Genomic DNA, 18370 nt, shown 5'->3' with positions numbered 1-18370 from the left:
GAAAATGCTCCCCGGAAGTAGTTCTGATTTCTCAGTCCAACTTCTGGGGAGCAGTCCAGCAGATCGCTGCCCCGGCGGATTCGCATTTAAGAAGGGAACGCCGGGTTACTGGGAGCTCTTGGCCGGGTCCACGAACAAGCGCGGCGCGCCGTCCCAGAGGCTGCAGATCTCGTTGTGCGTCCGGCGCATGATGCTTTCCATGTTCTTCCGCGCGCTGGCGGAGTCCGAATTGGAGATGGCATCGGCGACCGACTGGTGCCAGAGCAACGCTTCCTCGTGCGGGCGTTCAGGCATCAGGCCCAATTCGGTACGACCGCGCAAAATCGCACCGATCGGGGTGGAGAGGTTCGCAAACATCTCATTGCCGGAGGCGGCCAGCACCACAGCGTGGAATCGGACATCCAGTTCCAGGAAACGTCGCAAATCGCCTTGGCGCCCGTAATGGTTCATCTGCGCCGAGAGCATCATCAGCTCCTTGCGCATCGCTTCGGGGGCGAACTCGGCCGCCAGTTCCGCGGCCATCGGCTCTACGGAAATGCGCAGCTCGGTCAGCGAGCGCAGCTGTGCGCCCTTCTGGTCGCTGGCCAGCCGCCAGCGGATGACATGATCGTCGTAGGGGTTCCAGCGCTCCGCTCCCAGCACGCGGATGCCCACGCGCTTGGTGCTGGTGACTAGGCCGCATTGGGCCAGAACGCGGATGGCTTCACGGATCACCGAACGCGAGACCTGGAGCTTCTGCTCGAGGTCGGCGGCGAGGATAATGGAGCCGCGCGGAATTTGCCCGCTGATAATGCGAGAGCCGAGGTGCTCAACCACATGAGCGTGCAGACTAGTTGCCATGGGGTCAGTTTAGCCAATGACTTGCGCCAAATCGGACTATGGCGAGTCGATCCGCGAAATAAATATGCTTTAATTTACGCGATCCTCTGTAAAACACGGGCGTCGCCCTTGTAGGATGGAAAGGTCACGTGGCCGTGAACAGGGATCGTGACTCATCCGGTCTCTGCTTGGCGGTTCAACTCCCCGTAATCGATGGAGACTTATTTTTATGCCTGCACAGATTGGTGTCACAGGTCTGGCCGTCATGGGCGCAAACCTTGCCCGTAACTTCGCTCGCAACGGATACACCGTCGCCCTGCACAACCGCTCGGTCGGCAAGACCGATGCGCTGCTTGAAGCACATGGCGATGAGGGCGATTTCATTCGCACCGAAAGCCTGGAAGAGCTGGTAGCGAACCTCGAAACCCCGCGCCGCGTGCTGATCATGGTCAAGGCCGGCGGTCCAGTGGACTCGGTCATCGACCAGCTGGTGCCGCTGCTCGAAGAGGGCGACGTGGTCATCGACGCCGGCAACTCGCACTACACCGACACCCGCCGCCGCGAAGCTGCCCTGGCTGAAAAGGGCCTGCACTTCGTGGGCATCGGCGTCTCCGGTGGCGAAGAGGGCGCACTGCTCGGCCCATCGATCATGCCCGGCGGTTCCGCTGAATCCTACAAGTCGCTGGGCCCGATGCTGGAAAAGATCTCCGCCAAGGCCGACGACGGCGCACCGTGCTGCGCTTGGATCTCCACCGACGGTGCAGGCCACTTCGTGAAGATGGTGCACAACGGCATCGAATATGCCGACATGCAGGTCATTGGCGAAGCCTACGATCTGATGCGCAGCGCCGCCGGCATCGAGCCAGCCAAGCAGTCGGAGATCTTCAACGAATGGAACCAGGGCGAACTGTCCAGCTTCCTGATCGAGATCACCGCTGAAGTGCTCGGCCACGTCGATGCTTCCACCGGCAAGCCGCTGGTCGACGTCATCCAGGACTCCGCAGGCCAGAAGGGCACCGGCCGCTGGACCGTGCAGTCCGGCCTGGATATGGGCTCGCCTGTTTCGGCCATCGCCGAGTCGGTCTTCGCCCGTTCCCTTTCCTCGCAGCGCGATATCCGCGCCGTGGGCCAGAAGGTGCTGACCGGCGAAACTGCCGAGGTCACCTTGCCGGAGAACTTCGTCGAGGATGTGCGCCAGGCGCTGTTCGCTTCGAAGCTCGTCTCCTACGCGCAGGGCCTCGACATGCTCACTTCGGCTGCCGGCGAATACAACTGGGACCTGAAGCTCGACGAGATCGCTGGCCTGTGGCGTGAAGGCTGCATCATCCGCGCAGCCCTGCTCAAGGACATCACCGCTGCCTACTCGGCAGGCGAGAAGCCTTCGAACTTGCTGTTCGCTCCGGCATTCGCTGAAGCCATCAACAAGGCAGTTCCAGCATGGCGCCGCGTGGTTTCCGTTGCTGTCCAGCTGGGCATCCCTGCACCAGTGTTCTCCTCGTCGCTGGCTTACTACGATGGCCTGCGCCGCGACCGTCTGCCAGCAGCCCTGACCCAGGGCCTGCGCGACTACTTCGGTGCGCACACCTACCGTCGCACCGACAAGGAAGGCACCTTCCACACGCAGTGGAGCGGTGACCGTACCGAAATCGCTGCCGAGGACACCCACTAAGCGGAGTGATTTGACGCTAGCAGCAGCTGGCTGATCCGAAGCCCACCAGTTCAATTCGATTGAACTGGTGGGCTTTTGCCATTTGGGCCCTTCTGCGCGCTGTCCCGCTTAGCTGGAACTGGCAGCCGTGGGGCGTGCTCAGCAGAATGCTGGGTGGGATAGGCGCAGGTCCCGGCCAGCGCCATGCGCTCAGGGGAGAACGGATCCTAGCGGCGCGGAAAATCGGTGCGGCAGCCAAAGCCAGTTGGGTTTTCTGCGGCAAGCGCGACGAATAAGGCCCCCTGCGTGCGAACTCATCTGCCAAGCATGCGCCGGTGATTGCAGAACGATCTGCAGCTGGCGGCAGTCGGCGGAGCCCCCGCGCATCGAGCCGGCAGCCCTCCGCGATGCATTCACTGAATGGATCCGTGGATCAGCGCCTGGCTAGAAGCAATCCGGACAACAGGTGCCCCAGGGCTTGCGCCTTAATCCCGGAAAGGAATAGGTGCAGAAGGCCGGTACTAGTCTTCCAGCAAGTTCTCGGCGCATTGCAACAAGCGAACAGCTTCACTGGGGGAGATGCGCACCAGTGCGAAGGCCGCTACCACCAGGCCGGTAATGGTGTCGCTCAGCAGGGCATGGCGTTCTACTGAAAGATCCGGACGAAGGGCATGCAAGCCACGGCCCATGGCTTCATCAAGTTCTTCCCGGTACGCGGAAATGATGGCGGCGATTTCGTTCTCTGCTGCAATCGGTGCGCTGGCGGTGTTGATCAGCAGGCACCCATGGGCTGCAGGCAGGGACTCCGGCTTCGCGAAAACGGAAGCAAGCCCACGCAGATAGTCTCCCAACGCCTGTGAAGGTACTGGGTCCTGGAGCAGCGGACGCAACCGCGGGCGGACAATTTCATTGAGGTAGCTGTTCACTGCGGCGTCGAACAGTCCGCGCTTGGAGCCGAAGGAGTTGTAGATGCTTGAACGGCTCAGGCCCGTGGCATTTTCAAGTTCGGGAATGGACGTGGCCTCGAAGCCTTTGGACCAGAACACCGAGCGGGCGTTCTGGATAGCCGTTTCCTTGTCGAATGCAGATGTACGCGCCATCACACCCACCTCCTCTTTTCGTAACGACCATTCCAGTATATATTGAAATGGACGTTACAGAATAGTTGCCTTCCCAACACCAAGGACAAGCCATGATCATCGCCGCGCAGATCTTCGCAACCGCCGCTGCCCTGCTCCACATCTACATCTTCTCGATGGAGTCCATCACCTGGACCACTGGAAAAACCCGCGCTTTGTTCAAGACCAGCGAGGCTGAAGCAGAAGCAACGCGCGAAATGGCCTTCAATCAGGGGTTCTACAACCTCTTCTTGGCAGTTGCCGCACTTGCCGGGGTGATTGCCTTGGGTATGGGCCACTTGGCTGCGGGTGCCACGTTGGTCTTCGCCGGAGCCGGCTCCATGCTGGCCGCTGCGTTGGTGCTGGCACTGGGAAGCCCGGGCAAAGCCAAGCTGGCCGTCAAGCAGGGGATGTTCCCGCTGCTGTCAGTTGCGCTGCTGGTCCTCGGCCTGGCGCTGGGCAACTAGAACGACACCGAGAGTTTCCAATATCACCGAGAATTGAAAGAACTGGTAACCATGACTGAAGCAACCAGCACGCAGATCCTGCTCGCCTCCCGTCCGTCCGGTTGGCCAACGCAGGAGAACTTCACCGTCCAGACCGTTGAGCTGCCGGAGCTGAAGACCGGTGAAATCCGGGTGCGCAACGAGTTCATTTCCGTGGACCCGTACATGCGCGGACGCATGAATGACACCCGTTCCTACATCCCGCCATTCAAGATTGGCGAGCAGATCCTCGGAGGCGCAATCGGCCGTGTCATCGAGACCGCGGACGAAGCGTTCCCGGCAGGTACCCTGGTCCAGCATCAGCTGGGCTGGTCTGACACCGTGCAGGCTGACTCTGCCAATTTCAAGTCCGCACCTGATCTGCCCGGCGTTTCCTCGTCGCTGCGCCTGCACATCTTGGGAATGACCGGCTTGACCGCCTATGTAGGCCTGAGCGCAGTCGCCAATCTTGCCGAGGGCGAGACCGTCTTCGTCTCCGGCGCTGCAGGTGCCGTGGGTACGGCTGCCGGGCAGATCGCCAAGCTCATGGGTGCCAAGCGCGTCATCGGCTCGGCCGGCAGTGCAGAGAAGGTTGAACTGCTGACCAGCAAGTATGGCTACGATGCCGCCTTCAACTACAAGGATGGCGATGTCCGCGGGCAGCTGGCCGCCGCAGCCCCGGAAGGCATCGATGTCTTCTTCGACAACGTGGGCGGAGACCACCTTGAAGCCGCCCTGGCAGCGTTCAACGATGGCGGTCGTGCTGCCCTGTGTGGCGCTATCGCCAGCTACAACACCACCGAGTCGACTCCTGGCCCGCAGAACATGGCCAACTTGATCACCCGCGGCCTGAAACTGCAGGGATTCACCCTCTCCAGCTACCTTGACCTCGCCCCGGAGTTCGGCGAGCGCATGGGCAAGTGGTTCTCCGAAGGCAAAATCGCCTACGACGAGACGATCGTGGATGGCATCGAGAATACCGTGGATGCCTTCCTTGGCATGATGCGCGGTGCGAACACCGGCAAGATGCTGGTGCGCATCTAGGGAGCGAAGTTGATTTGACGCCAACGACAGATTTGGTGGCTCTGAAGTATTTCAGGTTTAAATTCTTTTCCTTTTGACCAATGTATATAGTGGCCAGTGTGCGATCGGTAGTTGAATAGTTACTGGTATAGATCCGCACGTTAATTTGAATACCACTATTGCAATGGGGTGCGCATTGGTCGACGGCCAGGACTTTATTTATGAATCCGTTAAAGTCGTTCGAGGGTTTGAATCGCGAACGGTTTCAAAAAAGAGTCCCTTGGCTGGGAGCTGGTGTCTCAAACGCCGGCGTCAATGGGCAGAGTGGAACTGAGATTCCGTAAAAAGAAACAGAGGATTTCCAAGAAGTCTATGATCATCGCCGGTAGTGTCCTTGGATGCCTTGCATTGATTATCGGAGTGGGAGCTGTTCTTGAAGATTCTACTGACGATGAACCTGCTGGTGAATCTTTAAGCGGTACAGAGGCACCTAGTGCCTCGGTACCCTCTCTGGTTGAGCAACGCGCAGAAGAGAAAGCACCTGACCGATCGTTAAGCGAAATGAAAGAAGCTGAGACGAGCGTTAGAGCGTTAACTGTTGATAGTGATAAGAGAGTTGCAGAGCTGATGGCAACTACTCAAGGCTGTGGACCTTTAGTGGCCCAGTTCGCTAAAGATTATCGAGGGAAGATAATCAAATTTGACGCTGCTGTTTGGGCATTGAATAAACATGACGATTACCACACCCGTTACGATATTTTGGTTTCCTATGGTGATTTCACTGAGGAAGGTATTTCGGGTCCTAACTTTCAGTTCCGCGATGTATCGCCTACTCTTGATCTTCATTTTGGAGCCGAGGATGTTCCGGACTCGATTGGTGTAGGGGATGAACTGACCATTACTGCTGAAGTCCAAGAATTCGAAGAGGAATCGTGTTTGTTCTTATTGGAACCAGTAGCAACTTCTTTTAGATAGATCCGAACGACGTGGCATAACGACGAATGCCGATCCTAATGGATAGGCAAGTGCTATTAGTCTTTCCGACTCATTATCCTGTCACTGCTCCGGCCCGACCCCCGATTCAGGGGCTAGGACCGGAGCAGGAACGGTTAAGGTGGTGGCTGGGGCGCGGGGCTGGGAACCCTGCTCTCGCTCGAAGCTGGATACCCGCCGGGCAATGGTCGCTGCGCGTGCAGTACCCCATTGCCCGGCAGGTGTCCCTTGGCATCATCGAGCAGAACGTCGGTACTTCGATGCTCGACCGGCTGCAAGGCCTCGGCGAGCTGCCCGAAGCCATGGACAAATCGCGCAAACTCAGGAATTCGCCCAACCCCTGGCCCCGAATACGGCGCGCTGATTCGCCAGGCGCAGCTGGTGCTGCAGATCGACGCGGAACTGGGCTTTGGGAGCGATCCGGACATCGTCGGGATCTCTCCGCTTGCTAGCTACCGGATCATTCTTGCGTCGGTAATTTTCGGAGCAGTCGGGTCGTCCTGGCTCACGCCGTCGAAGGCGAATCCGTTGCGTTCGTAGAATCGGATGGCACGCGGATTCTGGGCCGCCACCCACAGCACGGCCGGCTCATCGCCAAGGACTGCATCCAGCAGCGCCTGCCCTGTTCCGTCGCCATGGAAGTCTTCCAGCACATACAGGTTGTACAGCTGGCGAGAGACGTTCTCCGGTATCCCGTCGGTATTGCCGGTGGGAGGTGCGCTGAGGGCGAAGCCGACAAGCTTCCCGTGCTCATCTTCCGCCACCGAAATCCTGAAGAGCGGATTCGGGTCATCCAGGACCCGAGTCCACATGCCCAGCCGCTGCTCACTGTGGGCAGGGTCGAAGAATCCATCCGGCAGCAGCTGCGTGTAGGTTTCTTTCCAGCATTCGACATGCAGCTTGGCAAGCTCCTGCGCGTCGGCAGGCAGCGGTTTCCTGAGCTTCTGGGCCATTCCTATCCCTTGATGTAGTCGGAGAGATGAACTCCGGTCAGCGTGCCGGAGGCGGCAAGGTCAGCCGGGGTCCCTTCGAAGACAATGCTTCCTCCCTCGTGCCCTGCCCCGGGACCCAAATCAATGACCCAATCGCAGTGGGCAACCACCGCCAGATGATGCTCGATGACCACGACGGTATTGCCTTCATCGACCATCTCGTCCAGCAGGCGCAGCAGGTTCTGCACGTCAGCCATGTGCAATCCTGTGGTTGGCTCGTCAAGGATGTAGGTACCGGCGCCCTGGCCCAGATGGATAGCCAGCTTGATTCGCTGCCGTTCGCCCCCAGAAAGCGTGTTCAGCCGTTGTCCCAGTTTCAGGTATCCCAGCCCCACCTGGTTCAGCCGCGCAAGCACGGCCTTCGCCTTGGGCACTTTGAGCTGCTCCAATGCTTCTTCCATGCTCAAGTCCAGGACTTCGGCAATGTTCAACCCATCCAGGGTGTATTCCAGCACATCAGCGGTGAATCGCTTGCCGCCGCACTGCTCGCAAGGCAAGGCCACTCCGGCCATGGAAGCCAAATCCGTATAGGTGTACCCGACACCGCTGCACCCCGGGCACGCTCCGGCCGAATTGGCGCTGAACAGGGCAGGCTTCACGCCGTTGGCTTTCGCAAACGCCGCACGGATCGGATCCATGATCCCGGTATAGGTGGCCGGGTTCGAACGCCGGGAGCCTCGGATGGCGGTTTGGTCCACCACCGCCACGTCATCACGTTTGGCGATTGTCGAATGGATCAGCGTGGATTTGCCGGAACCGGCGACACCGGTGATTGCGCACATCACGCCGGTAGGGATATCCACGGAAACATTCTTCAGGTTGTGCAAGGAGGCACCGCGCACTTGCATGGACCCCTGTGCCTCGCGCGGGTTCGCATTGAGCGCAGCACGCGTGGTGAAGTGCTTTCCGGTCAGCGTATCGCTGGACAGCAGGCCGTCCACTGGACCGCTGTAGCAAATGGTGCCGCCATGGGTACCAGCGCCCGGGCCCAAGTCGATCACGTGGTCCGCGATGCCGATGACCTCGGGCTTGTGCTCCACCACCAGCACGGTATTGCCCTTGTCCCGAAGGCCAGCCAACAACCCGTTCATCCGCTGGATGTCATGGGGATGCAATCCAACGGTGGGCTCGTCGAAGACATACGTGACATCACTGAGCGCTGATCCAAGATGCCGGATCATCTTCACGCGCTGGGCTTCGCCGCCCGAAAGGGTCCCCGCCGGACGGTCAAGGGACAGGTAGCCCAACCCCAAATCCACCATGGATTTGAGCACGGCCTTCAAATTGGCTATCAGCGGCGCGGCATCCGGAATCTGGATCTTCTCCAGGGTTTCGAGCAGCTCGGAAACCTGCAGGGCAGTCATGTCCGCGATTCCCAAGGAATTGATCTTCGAAGCGCGAGCGGCCTGGCCGAGTCGTGATCCGGTGCAGGCAGAGCACGGTGCGGTCGTGGAGATGCGTTCGATCCAGGCACGAATATGGGCTTGCTTGATCTCCCTGCCCGAATGGATGTAATTGGACTTGATGCGCGTGACCAAACCGGAGTAGCTCATGTTTGCCCCATTGAGCTTGACCTTGCCTGCTTCCTCGTGGAGCAAGCGGTCCAGCATGGCACTGGGCATGTCACTGAGCTTCATGTCCAGATCTGCCTGCGTGCCGGCAGTCAGTGTCTGCCACAGCCAGGAATCCGGGGCAAAGTTCGGTGCCTTGATGGCTCCCTCGTTCAGCGTCTTGTCCCAATCCAGCAGCTCATCAAGGTCGATGCTCGCCTCGGTGCCGAAACCCTCGCAGACAGGGCACGCGCCCTGGCCGAGATTAAACGAGTACGCGCCAGCGCCGCCGGCGCTCGGAGTGGAATAACGCGAAAACAGAACGCGCAAGAGCGAGTAGGCGTCGGTCGCCGTGCCCACGGTAGAACGCGAATTAGCGCCCATGCGTTCCTGGTCGACCACGATGGCCGTGGAGAGATTTTCCAGCACTTCTACATCAGGCCGGGGCATCGAGGGCATGAAGCTCTGGATGAAGGTCGTATACGTTTCATTGATCAGGCGCTGGGACTCTGCAGCAATCGTGCCGAACACCAGGGAGGACTTGCCCGAACCGGAAACACCGGTAAACGCGGTAATGCGCCGTTTTGGAATATCGACGTCAACACCTCGCAAGTTGTTTTCCCGGGCTTGGCGTACTCGAATGGTGTCATGGCTATCGGCAGGGTGCTGGCTCATGCCCCAAGCCTACTGAGAAATGCTCCAACCGACACCTGCCGTAGGATAGCGGACTTGCAAACGCTGCCGATTCCGGTGGAGTATCGAACCCACAAGGAATCAGCGACCCCCTGCGAGAGCGGAGAAATCCATGCCGGACAGAACTACGAAACTACTCAAGTTCAGCTCGGTGGCGGCACTGGCCGGCTGCCTTGCGCTCGCCGGTTGCGGCAGCACTGCAGGTGGCACCGCAAGCCAGGAGCCGTCAACTCCTGAAGCCAGCCCGACGCAGTCCGCGTCGCCAACGGCATCCACTTCGGGGGATGCCGGGGAGTCGGAGCAATCCGAAACCATCGGGGGCCAAGAGCTGGGCAAGCTCCCATCGAGTGCTACGGAGTATGCAGATGCCCTGGTCGTTGCTTGGGGCAACGGAAATGAAGCCCAGATGAAGCAGCTGGCCACCGTTCAGGTGGTCGACTTGCTCACTGGCCATTCGGCGGCGGGCGGACCGAACTGGTCGCAAACGGGCAGCGATGCCGGAGCCGGGTCGGTCTTCGTGAGCTATGAAAATGCCGATGGCGGATCCGTGCTCAACCTCCGCGTGCAAAGCCAGATGGTGGGCCAGGGCCAGGGCCAGGAGCAAGGCGTAGTCGAAGCGAACTTCGAATAGTCAATGAATCCAAGCCAGGGCGAGACTGCTTAATGGGGCAGACCCGCCTTGCTGCCGTTAAAATCGCCGAATATTCAACTCACGAACCCCTGCTGCACCAGGGATCGAACCTGATTGAGCGTGTTGCGATTTACGGTAGAGAATATTCGGCAGAAGGGCGTATTCTCGTAACACTCAATCCATTCACAGGATTTCGGTGTAACAAAAATTACGTCTATCATGATTGAGGCGTGCGCCACGACACACTTGTGGCCCGTCCAACAGTGCGCTCCGATCCCTAACCGTTTAAAGGACATTCATGAAGCTGCTGAAATCTATCCCACTGCTTGGCTGGGTGCTCGTTGCCATCCTGCTGGGTATTCTGCTTGGCCCGGTTATGCCGGTGTGGCTAGGAAGCGTATTCCTGACCTACAACTCGATCTTCTCCGGATTCCTTGGGTTCATCGTGCCGTTGATCATCTTCGGCTTGGTGGCACCGGCTATCGCTGAACTCGGCAAGGGCGCAGGAAAGTGGTTGGGCATCACCGCGGTTATCGCCTACACCTCCACCCTGTGCGCGGGACTGCTCGCGTACTTCGTGAGCCGTTGGCTATTCACCAAGTCGCTTTCCGGCGGAGGCGTCGAGGAAGTTGGCGCAGGCGAAGGATCAGGTTTCGAACCGTATATTTCCCTGGTCGGCAGTGCGGGCGAAGCGGCAACCGAAATCGTGCTGACTCCGCTGATGGGCGTCATGACTGCACTGGTTCTGGCATTCATGCTGGGCCTGGGCCTGACGGCCTTCCGATCCACCGTGATCTTCCGTGGGACAGTGGAGTTCCGCAGCATTATCGAGATGGTGATCCGCCGTGTGATTGTTCCCGCGTTGCCGCTGTTCATCTTCGGAATCTTCCTGGATCTGTCCGCTGCCGGGGACGCCGTCACCGTAGTGCAGAAGTTCCTCTTCGTCGCCGTGGTCTCCTTCGCACTGACCCTGGTTGTCCTGCTGGTGCAGTACTCCATCGCTGGGGCGATGAACAAGCGCAACCCGCTGGCCGCACTGTGGGGGATGCGCAATGCCTACTTCACCGCATTGGGTACTTCCTCCTCGGCTGCAACCATTCCGGTGACGCTGGAATCAGCCAAGAAGAATGGTGTTTCCGATACGGTAGCCGGCTTCGTCGTCCCGCTGTGCGCCACCATCCACCTCTCAGGCTCGATGGTCAAGATCACCTGCTTCTCCATCGCAGTACTTCTGCTGACCGGTGGCGACGTTTCCTTCGGCACCTACTTCCCATTCATCCTGATGCTCGGCGTCATGATGATTGCAGCACCAGGCGTGCCAGGTGGCGCTATCGCCGCCGCTGCCGGACTGCTCGCACAGATGCTGGGCTTCGGCGAGGTCGAAGTCGGCCTGATGTTCGCAGCCTACATTGCGCTGGATAGCTTCGGCACCGCAACCAACGTGACCGGTGACGGCGCGCTGGCCATGATCATGCACAAGCTGACCCGAGGAAAGCTCGGCGCCCAGCCCCAGGATCCCGAGGCTGAGATCGTTGAGTTGGCCGATGGCAGCGAATCAGGTGAGCACAAGCTGGCCTAAGCGGCTTTCATCACTCGCATAGGCATCGATGCCCGGTACCAGACTCGCAATGGTACCGGGCATCGATGTTTTGCTTCGCCCGCAAGGATCGGGGCCAAAGTGAAAACCCGCCCAGCTGGCGGACCTTGGCCGGTCCGTGCGCTGGGCGGGTTTGCTCTGCCGCAGTGGCAGGAGGAATAGAACTAGATCCACATGGCCGGGTCGATGTACTCGGCCGGGTCTACAGCAGGCTTGCGTTCTTCAGGCCTGCGCGGACGGTTCTGTGCGGGGATTCCGGTGACAATCGAGCCTTCCGGAGCATCCTTGACGACCACGGCGTTCGCACCGATGGCGGAATCGGCGCCGATGACGATCGGGCCGAGCACCTTGGCTCCGGCACCGATGACCACGCGGTCACCGATGGTCGGGTGGCGCTTGACCTTGGCCAGTGAACGGCCGCCGAGGGTCACCCCGTGGTACAGCATGACGTCATCGCCGATTTCGGCAGTCTCGCCAATGACGATGCCCATGCCGTGGTCGATGAAGAAGCGGCGCCCAATGGTGGCGCCGGGATGGATCTCGATCCCGGTCAGGGCGCGGTTCGCCTGGGATAGCAAACGCGCTGGCCACTTCAGCGAGGGGTTCTGCCACATCTTGTGGGCCAACCGGTGCAGCCAGATCGCGTGCAGTCCGGAATACACGAAGAAGTTTTCCGGATCGCTTCGCGCTGCCGGATCGTGCTGGCGTGCGTTGGCCAAATCCTCACGCAGGCGGGAGAAAAAACTCATGAATACTACCTTAGGGGTTGCGGTTCGCTCGGGGACAATCCGCAGATGTCACACAGCAAATCGGCGCGAGCTGCACCGATACAGGTCTCTCTATAGACCCAACAGTGGCTCGCGCCGATTTATTCTGTTTCTGCAAATTTACTTAGCCGCGGATGTCGTCGAAGAGCAGGGTGGAGATGTAGCGTTCACCGAAGTCCGGGATGATCGCAACGATCTGCTTGCCGGCGTTCTCTTCACGCGCGGCGATCTGTACCGCACCCCAAACGGCTGCGCCAGCGGAGATGCCGCCGAGGATGCCTTCCTTGACGCCCAGCGCGCGAGCGGTCGATACCGAATCCTCGATGCTGGCATCAAGGACTTCGTCGTACAGCTCGGTGTCGAGCACCTCGGGGATGAAGTTCGCTCCCAGTCCCTGGATCTTGTGCGGGCCGGGCTTTCCGCCATTGAGGATCGGGGAATCCTTGGGCTCAACGGCCACGATCTTCAGGTTTGGATTCTTTTCCTTCAGGTAGCGGCCTGCACCGGTGATAGTGCCACCGGTACCGATGCCGGCAACCAGGATATCGATCTTGCCTTCGGTATCAGACCAGATCTCCGGACCGGTGGTCTCTGCGTGGACCTGCGGGTTGGCGGTGTTGGCGAACTGCTGCGCCCAGATAGCGTTCTCGGAAGTCGCAACAATTTCCTTGGCCTTCTCCACAGCACCGCGCATGCCGTCGGCGCCCGGGGTCAGTACGATCTCGGCGCCGAAAGCGCGCAGCATCACACGGCGCTCGGTGGACATGGTTTCAGGCATGGTCAAGATGACCTTGTAGCCGCGGGCTGCACCGACCATCGCCAGCGCGATGCCGGTGTTGCCCGAAGTGCCCTCAACGATGGTGCCGCCTGGCTTCAACGCACCAGAGGCCTCGGCTGCATCAACGATGGCCACGCCGATGCGGTCCTTGACGGAGTTCGCCGGGTTGTAGAATTCCAGCTTCACAGCGATGTTCCCTGGCAGGCCCTCGCCGACGCGGTTCAGCTTCACCAGCGGGGTGTTGCCGACGACTTCGGTGACGTTGTTGTAGATCTTGCCCATCTTGTATGCAATCCTTACGTGACTCTATGCGGCCGCAGTTTAGTTGCGGCGAAATAATTGCCGGAATCTGGCGTAACCGCCGGAGACCTATGAGGTTCACAACTAACCCTAGTAGGCCAAAAGCGCGACTAGGCTTCGTTTAGCCATTGAGCGTAATATTTCCTGACTTTCGCGATCTTTGGATCGATAATCACGCGGCAATAGCCGACTTCCTGGTTTTCGGAGTAATAATCCTGATGGATTTGCTCGGCAGGATAGAAATCTTTGGACTCTTCCAGCGTAGTGACGATCGGATTGGGGTATACGCGCGAGAACTTCTCGATGGCGTCCTGGAAGAGGCCGCGCTGCTGGTCATCGAGCGGGAACATCGCCGAGCGGTACTGCGTGCCCACATCGTAGCCTTGGCGGTTCAGCGTGGTGGGGTCGTGCACGGTAAAGAACATGTCCAAGATGACTTCGGCCGGAACCACTTGCGGGTCAAAGATCACGGCGACACCTTCGGCATGGCCAGTGGTGCCGCTGCAGACTTCGCGGTAGGCCGGATCCTTGGTGTGGCCGCCGATGTATCCGGAAATCACGGCGTGGACGCCACGGGTTCGCTGGTACACGGCATCCAAGCACCAGAAGCAGCCGCCGGCTAGTATGAAGGTGCTCAGCTTGGTGTCCTGGACTTCCAGGAACGGGCTGAATTGATGAGGGGACTGAAGGCTGGGAATACTCACACAGTTCACAACGTTGCGGCGTTGCATTCTGTTCCATCCCCATACTCACCGCGTAGGGTGGTGGGTATGCAGAGCAAGGCAGATAACTCGCAAGACCTGGGGAAGAGCAGTGATTCCCTGGACGCCTCGACGCTCAAGCCCGTTACCGGAGAAACACCAGAGCAACCGGTGGAAGACACCTCGGTTCCGCAGACCACCTTGGGTAACGTCCTTGAAGCAGCTGAGGAACTTTGGCCAAAATCATTGGCCGAAGATTGGGATGCCGTTGGCATGGTGACCGGACGTACCAGCCAGCAGATTTCCAAGATCGTGATGGCTGTTGATCCAACGCTGGAGGTGATCGAGGATGCAATCGAGCGTGGGGCCGATCTGCTGATCACTCACCACCCGTTGCTCCTGCGCGGAGTCACCCAGGTTGCCGGCACCAATTTCAAGGGCGAAGCCATTCACCGCCTGATCGAATCCGGAACCGCATTGCTTACGGCGCACACCAATGCCGACAGCGCCATCGGGGGAGTCAACGATGCTCTCGCCGATGCCTTCGGGCTGAAGGACTGCGTGCCGTTGATCGAGTCCAAGGACGGACTGCCAGAAGAAGGCTTGGGACGAGTTGGCTTCTTGGAGAAGCCGATGAAGCTCGAGGATTTCGCTGAACGCGTTTACACCGTGCTCCCAGCGGTGGCTGGCGGTGTACGTGTCGCCGGAGACCGAACGGGCATCATCCGGAAGGTCGCCCTCTGCGGCGGTGCCGGCGATTCCCTGTTTGACGCGGTGCGCTCGCACCAGGCCGATGTCTACGTGACTGCTGATCTGCGCCACCACCCGGCAAGCGAAGCACGCGAAGCTGCCAACGGCGGGTTCCCTTACCTGATCGATGTTTCCCACTTCGCTTCGGAATGGGTCTGGCTGTCGGCTGGTGCCCGCGCCTTGGGCAACGTGCTCAACGATCTTGGGCACACCGTGGAGATCGAGGTTTCCCAAGTGAATTCCGATCCATGGGACTTCGTGCTGACTCCTTAGTCAGTGAATTCCATGCTGCATCATCTGGAAATATGGGTTGAGGATTTGGCAGCCAGCACAGCTTCCCTGGGCTGGCTGCTCACTCGCCTTGGCTATGTGGTGGATTCCCAATGGGCTGACGGCATCAGCTATGCCCGCGACGGATTCTATATAGTCCTGGAATCCGGACCGGATGCCAAAAAGCAACGGCATGACCGCCTGGGTCCCGGGCTGAATCATTTGGCTTTCCATGCTGGCACCAGGCAGGCGGTGGAAACGTTGGCTTCCCAGGCGCTGGATCACGGATTCACCCTGATGTTCCCGGAGCTGCACCCGTACGCCGGGGGACCAAAGCACTACGCGGCGTATTTGGAAGATGCTGCCGGATTCGAGATTGAACTAGTCGCAGCGCTTTGACGAAGCCGCATTAGCCATGCCAGCACCCTTCATCGGCAGAGCACCAGCCGCCTTTGGCGACTTGCCCAAGGACGTTAATTCACGGTGGTGAACTGGTGGTCTTCCGGCAACAGGATGTTCAGCGCCAAGCCCTTCTTGTCTTCGATGAGGGACGCTTCCCACTTGGTCTGGACCAGTTCGAGCAATTCTCCAGGGTTTTTCGGTGCGACCGGTTGCTGGACCAGGAAACCGGCGACCTCGCCACGGGTGTGCTTGGCAAAGTGCGAGACCACCTTCGGGACCCCATTGCGCATCTGGAAGACGTTGACCGCAACGGTGTTGCCATTGGCCGGCTTGTAGGCGGCCGCATAGGTGCTCGATCGCGCGTCCACGATCAGCTGGTCGCCGGAGACCGCATCCAGCACCGGAGCCAGACGCTTCTTCCACCAGGTGGCCAGCTTGCCCAGCGGCTCGAGCTTGACCGACATCGACAAGCGGTAGGGCGGAATGCGATCGCCAAAACGCACGGCACCCCACAGGGCGGAGACCACGATGATGGATTCATCGGCGCGACGCTGCGCTGCTTCATCCAGGCTTGCGTAGTCCAGGGCCTCGAAGAGCACCCCCGAGTAGATATCGTGCGCCTTGGCTGCGGGCTCGGTGTGCAGATTGATATTCCGCGCTACTTCCTTGGCCAGCGAGGCTCCGACTCCCAGCAGGTCCATGGCATCTTCGCGGGCTGAGACTTCAGCAAGGGCGTCAAGCACCAGCCGGCGTTCCCCGGAAAGCTCCGGAAAAGACAGATCCTCGATTTCGAACGGAGAACCTTCGGCGTGGGCGGTTTTGCCTTCGGAAGGCGGCAACAAAATAAGCACGCGTTCCAGCTTATCGGAGTTCACCTGATCTTCTGCCCAGGGCATGTACCCGCAGCGCAGATCTGGCTAGGCTGAACCCACGACCCAGCAGCGCTTCACGCAGAGCAAGGACAGAGCATGCCCCAGCAGAACTCAAGAGCTAGCCAAACTGCCTCCGGGCAGCACTGCGACTTCGACGTGATCGTGATCGGCGCCGGGCCGGCCGGGGAGAACGCCGCCGACTATGCCACCCGGCAGGGCCTGAAAGCGGCCATCGTCGAATCCGAGCTGGTGGGCGGGGAATGCTCGTACTGGGCATGCATGCCTTCCAAGGCCCTGTTGCGCAGCGGCGATGCGCTGCGCGCGGCACGCCGGGTTCCCGGGGCCCGCGAAGCGGTGACTGGTGCGCTGGATCCCGAGGCGGTGCTCGCGCGGAGGGACGCCTTCACCAGCAACTGGGATGATGCCGGGCAGGAACGGTGGCTGCGTTCGGCCGGCATCGAGTTGATCCGCGGCCGGGCGCAGCTTTCCGGGCGCGGCCTGGTGCAGGTGGCGGATCGCGAGTACTCGGCCCGGGCCGTAGTCCTGGCCACCGGATCCACTCCGGTTCTGCCGGGGATCGAGGGATTGGCTGAAGCCAAGCCGTGGGGCACCCGGGAGGCCACTGCGGCCAAGGCGATCCCGCCAAGGCTGGCCATCATCGGTGGCGGAGTTGCCGGGGTGGAGCTGGCCTTCGCCTTCGCCACCCTCGGGTCCAAGGTCACCATCCTTGCCCGCGGGTCGCTGCTGGGCCGCGAAGAGCCGTTCGCCGGCGAGCTGGTGGCCCAGTCGCTGGCCGAGGCCGGGGTAGTGGTGCACCAGGACACCACTCCGTTGCAGGTCCACCGCGATGAGCACGGGATAGCCGGCCTCCAGCTGCCCGGAGGATCCCTCGTGGAAGCCGAGGAAGTGCTCGTCTCCACCGGGCGGCGGCCGGACATCGGGAACCTGGGACTCGAAGCACTCGGGGTGGACCCGTCCCGGCGGTTGCAGGTCGATGACACGATGCTCGTGGCGGGCACCGACTGGCTCTACGCCGTGGGAGATGCCAGCGGGCGCAGCCCGCTGACCCACCAGGGCAAGTACCAGGCCCGGGCCGCGGGCGAGGCCATTGCCGCGAGGATCAATGGAACCGGGGTTCTCGATGCGCCCTGGGGCAGGCATGCGGCCACGGCGGACCACCATGCGGTGCCGCGCGTGGTCTTCAGCGATCCGCAGATCGCCGCGGTCGGACTCACCGAACGCCAGGCCCGCGACGCCGGTCTGCAGATTTCGGTTATCGAGCACGATCTGGGTGCGGTGGCCGGGGCGAGCCTGCACGCCGACGGGTATTCCGGGCGGGCCAAGCTGGTGATAGACCAGGCGCGTTCGGTGATCGTCGGCGCCACTTTCGCTGGCCAGGATGCCGCGGAACTGCTGCATGCGGCCACCATTGCGATCGTCGGCGAGGTCAGCCTGGACCGGCTGTGGCATGCGGTCCCCGCCTATCCGACGATCAGCGAAATCTGGTTGCGGTTGCTTGAGGCGCTGCGGTTCGGGTGAACCTGGCTGTGACCGAATCAGCGTTCGGAAGTGGTCTGCAGGCCGCGCCCAACGCATTAGACTGGTAGTGAATGGGATGGCCAGACGGTCGCGTGGCAAGCAATTGCCCCGAGGAACGTCCGGGCTCCGCAGAACAGGGTGGTGGGTAACGCCCACTCGGGGTAACCCGCAGGCTAGTGCCACAGAAAATAGACCGCCAGGTTTTCCTGGTAAGGGTGAAACGGTGGTGTAAGAGACCACCAGCACCCCAAGCGATTGGGGTGGCTAGGTAAACCCCACTCGGAGCAAGGTCAGACAGACTGCGTTATGAGGGCTGTTCGCCCCATGCAGTCGGGTGGACCGCTAGAGGCTGCCGGCAACGGCAGTCGTAGATAGATGACCGTCCCGCTTCGGCGCGACAAAACCCGGCGTATCGGCCATCCCATTCACACTCTTCCTCCCT

The 18370-nt window shown here is 60.5% G+C and carries 17 protein-coding genes and 1 other RNA gene; 10 read left to right on the top strand and 8 right to left on the bottom strand.

The annotated features are described in order from the left end of the window. Window positions 1-105: 105 nt before the first annotated feature. Window positions 106-840, bottom strand: coding sequence for a FadR/GntR family transcriptional regulator (locus tag ACIOU9_RS05515; protein ID WP_133833421.1), 735 nt, complete (start codon window positions 838-840; stop codon window positions 106-108). Window positions 841-1048: 208 nt separating this feature from the next. Between ACIOU9_RS05515 and gndA the strand changes: the two genes are divergently transcribed. Further along, a complete protein-coding gene (gene gndA / locus ACIOU9_RS05510; protein ID WP_105657765.1) occupies window positions 1049-2488 on the top strand; it encodes an NADP-dependent phosphogluconate dehydrogenase in 1440 nt (479 codons plus the stop codon). Window positions 2489-2988: 500 nt separating this feature from the next. Here gndA and ACIOU9_RS05505 read toward each other — a convergent pair whose 3' ends face one another. Then, a complete protein-coding gene (locus ACIOU9_RS05505; protein ID WP_332727893.1) occupies window positions 2989-3567 on the bottom strand; it encodes a TetR/AcrR family transcriptional regulator in 579 nt (192 codons plus the stop codon). Window positions 3568-3659: 92 nt separating this feature from the next. On the opposite strand from ACIOU9_RS05505, the gene ACIOU9_RS05500 reads away from it, so the two are divergent. From ACIOU9_RS05500 to ACIOU9_RS05490, 3 genes are all read left to right on the top strand, one after another. Beyond that, a complete protein-coding gene (locus tag ACIOU9_RS05500; protein ID WP_332498661.1) occupies window positions 3660-4052 on the top strand; it encodes a DUF1304 domain-containing protein in 393 nt (130 codons plus the stop codon). 51 nt (window positions 4053-4103) lie between these two features. After that, a complete protein-coding gene (locus ACIOU9_RS05495) occupies window positions 4104-5114 on the top strand; it encodes an NADP-dependent oxidoreductase (RefSeq protein ID WP_400342343.1) in 1011 nt (336 codons plus the stop codon). A gap of 273 nt (window positions 5115-5387) precedes the next feature. Further along, window positions 5388-6068: a DUF4839 domain-containing protein gene (locus ACIOU9_RS05490; protein WP_402696215.1), complete on the top strand. Its 681-nt coding sequence runs from the start codon at window positions 5388-5390 to the stop codon at window positions 6066-6068. Window positions 6069-6538: 470 nt separating this feature from the next. Here ACIOU9_RS05490 and ACIOU9_RS05485 read toward each other — a convergent pair whose 3' ends face one another. Both ACIOU9_RS05485 and ACIOU9_RS05480 read right to left on the bottom strand, forming a co-directional pair. Further along, window positions 6539-7039, bottom strand: a complete 501-nt coding sequence (locus tag ACIOU9_RS05485) for a GNAT family N-acetyltransferase (RefSeq protein ID WP_402696213.1) — start codon at window positions 7037-7039, stop codon at window positions 6539-6541. Between the two features lie 2 nt (window positions 7040-7041). Then, entirely contained in the window at window positions 7042-9303 is a 2262-nt protein-coding gene (locus ACIOU9_RS05480; protein ID WP_402696211.1) for an ATP-binding cassette domain-containing protein, read from the bottom strand. A 130-nt stretch (window positions 9304-9433) separates the two neighbouring features. Between ACIOU9_RS05480 and ACIOU9_RS05475 the strand changes: the two genes are divergently transcribed. Then, on the top strand, window positions 9434-9952 hold the full coding sequence (locus ACIOU9_RS05475; RefSeq protein WP_332489252.1) for a hypothetical protein: 519 nt from the start codon (window positions 9434-9436) through the stop codon (window positions 9950-9952). A 298-nt stretch (window positions 9953-10250) separates the two neighbouring features. Beyond that, window positions 10251-11531: a dicarboxylate/amino acid:cation symporter gene (locus tag ACIOU9_RS05470; protein WP_133833413.1), complete on the top strand. Its 1281-nt coding sequence runs from the start codon at window positions 10251-10253 to the stop codon at window positions 11529-11531. Between the two features lie 182 nt (window positions 11532-11713). Here the strand turns inward: ACIOU9_RS05470 and epsC are convergent, their stop codons facing one another. From epsC to msrA, 3 genes are all read right to left on the bottom strand, one after another. Beyond that, window positions 11714-12298, bottom strand: coding sequence for a serine O-acetyltransferase EpsC (gene epsC, locus ACIOU9_RS05465; RefSeq protein WP_105657773.1), 585 nt, complete (start codon window positions 12296-12298; stop codon window positions 11714-11716). A 142-nt stretch (window positions 12299-12440) separates the two neighbouring features. Next, window positions 12441-13376, bottom strand: coding sequence for a cysteine synthase A (gene cysK, locus ACIOU9_RS05460; RefSeq protein WP_332489254.1), 936 nt, complete (start codon window positions 13374-13376; stop codon window positions 12441-12443). A 128-nt stretch (window positions 13377-13504) separates the two neighbouring features. Beyond that, window positions 13505-14032 carry a peptide-methionine (S)-S-oxide reductase MsrA gene (msrA, locus tag ACIOU9_RS05455; RefSeq protein WP_332499300.1) on the bottom strand — a complete coding sequence of 176 codons (528 nt, stop codon included), beginning with the start codon at window positions 14030-14032 and terminating at the stop codon, window positions 13505-13507. Window positions 14033-14164: 132 nt separating this feature from the next. Here msrA and ACIOU9_RS05450 point away from each other — a divergent pair, with 132 nt between their 5' ends. Further along, window positions 14165-15118 (top strand): Nif3-like dinuclear metal center hexameric protein, encoded by a 954-nt coding sequence (locus ACIOU9_RS05450; RefSeq protein ID WP_332499298.1) that lies wholly within the window; start codon window positions 14165-14167, stop codon window positions 15116-15118. A gap of 12 nt (window positions 15119-15130) precedes the next feature. Continuing rightward, window positions 15131-15514: a VOC family protein gene (locus ACIOU9_RS05445; protein WP_332489260.1), complete on the top strand. Its 384-nt coding sequence runs from the start codon at window positions 15131-15133 to the stop codon at window positions 15512-15514. Window positions 15515-15588: 74 nt separating this feature from the next. On the opposite strand, the gene ACIOU9_RS05440 is transcribed toward ACIOU9_RS05445, so the two are convergent. Beyond that, the gene (locus ACIOU9_RS05440) at window positions 15589-16368 is read right to left on the bottom strand and encodes a YaaA family protein (protein WP_402696324.1); all 780 of its coding nucleotides are present in this window, start codon (window positions 16366-16368) and stop codon (window positions 15589-15591) included. A gap of 117 nt (window positions 16369-16485) precedes the next feature. On the opposite strand from ACIOU9_RS05440, the gene ACIOU9_RS05435 reads away from it, so the two are divergent. Further along, window positions 16486-17928 carry a dihydrolipoyl dehydrogenase family protein gene (locus tag ACIOU9_RS05435; RefSeq protein WP_402696209.1) on the top strand — a complete coding sequence of 481 codons (1443 nt, stop codon included), beginning with the start codon at window positions 16486-16488 and terminating at the stop codon, window positions 17926-17928. Window positions 17929-18000: 72 nt separating this feature from the next. Beyond that, an RNA gene (gene rnpB / locus ACIOU9_RS05430) (RNase P RNA component class A) lies at window positions 18001-18356 on the top strand. Window positions 18357-18370: the final 14 nt, after the last annotated feature.

The organism is Glutamicibacter sp. NPDC087583 (assembly GCF_044743685.1).
Lineage (GTDB): Bacteria > Actinomycetota > Actinomycetes > Actinomycetales > Micrococcaceae > Glutamicibacter.
Note: the sequence above shows the minus strand (reverse complement) of the source record. Positions and strands in the feature narration are given on the sequence as shown.

Coding starts and splice junctions, on each gene's coding strand:
- gndA (WP_105657765.1), top strand. CDS start 1,049: ATGCCTGCACAGATTGGTGTCACAGGTCTGGCCGTCATGGGCGCAAAC.
- ACIOU9_RS05515 (WP_133833421.1), bottom strand. CDS start 840: ATGGCAACTAGTCTGCACGCTCATGTGGTTGAGCACCTCGGCTCTCGC.
- ACIOU9_RS05500 (WP_332498661.1), top strand. CDS start 3,660: ATGATCATCGCCGCGCAGATCTTCGCAACCGCCGCTGCCCTGCTCCAC.
- ACIOU9_RS05505 (WP_332727893.1), bottom strand. CDS start 3,567: ATGGCGCGTACATCTGCATTCGACAAGGAAACGGCTATCCAGAACGCC.
- cysK (WP_332489254.1), bottom strand. CDS start 13,376: ATGGGCAAGATCTACAACAACGTCACCGAAGTCGTCGGCAACACCCCG.
- ACIOU9_RS05495 (WP_400342343.1), top strand. CDS start 4,104: ATGACTGAAGCAACCAGCACGCAGATCCTGCTCGCCTCCCGTCCGTCC.
- ACIOU9_RS05485 (WP_402696213.1), bottom strand. CDS start 7,039: ATGGCCCAGAAGCTCAGGAAACCGCTGCCTGCCGACGCGCAGGAGCTT.
- ACIOU9_RS05450 (WP_332499298.1), top strand. CDS start 14,165: ATGCAGAGCAAGGCAGATAACTCGCAAGACCTGGGGAAGAGCAGTGAT.
- ACIOU9_RS05445 (WP_332489260.1), top strand. CDS start 15,131: ATGCTGCATCATCTGGAAATATGGGTTGAGGATTTGGCAGCCAGCACA.
- ACIOU9_RS05480 (WP_402696211.1), bottom strand. CDS start 9,303: ATGAGCCAGCACCCTGCCGATAGCCATGACACCATTCGAGTACGCCAA.
- ACIOU9_RS05470 (WP_133833413.1), top strand. CDS start 10,251: ATGAAGCTGCTGAAATCTATCCCACTGCTTGGCTGGGTGCTCGTTGCC.
- ACIOU9_RS05475 (WP_332489252.1), top strand. CDS start 9,434: ATGCCGGACAGAACTACGAAACTACTCAAGTTCAGCTCGGTGGCGGCA.
- epsC (WP_105657773.1), bottom strand. CDS start 12,298: ATGAGTTTTTTCTCCCGCCTGCGTGAGGATTTGGCCAACGCACGCCAG.
- ACIOU9_RS05435 (WP_402696209.1), top strand. CDS start 16,486: ATGCCCCAGCAGAACTCAAGAGCTAGCCAAACTGCCTCCGGGCAGCAC.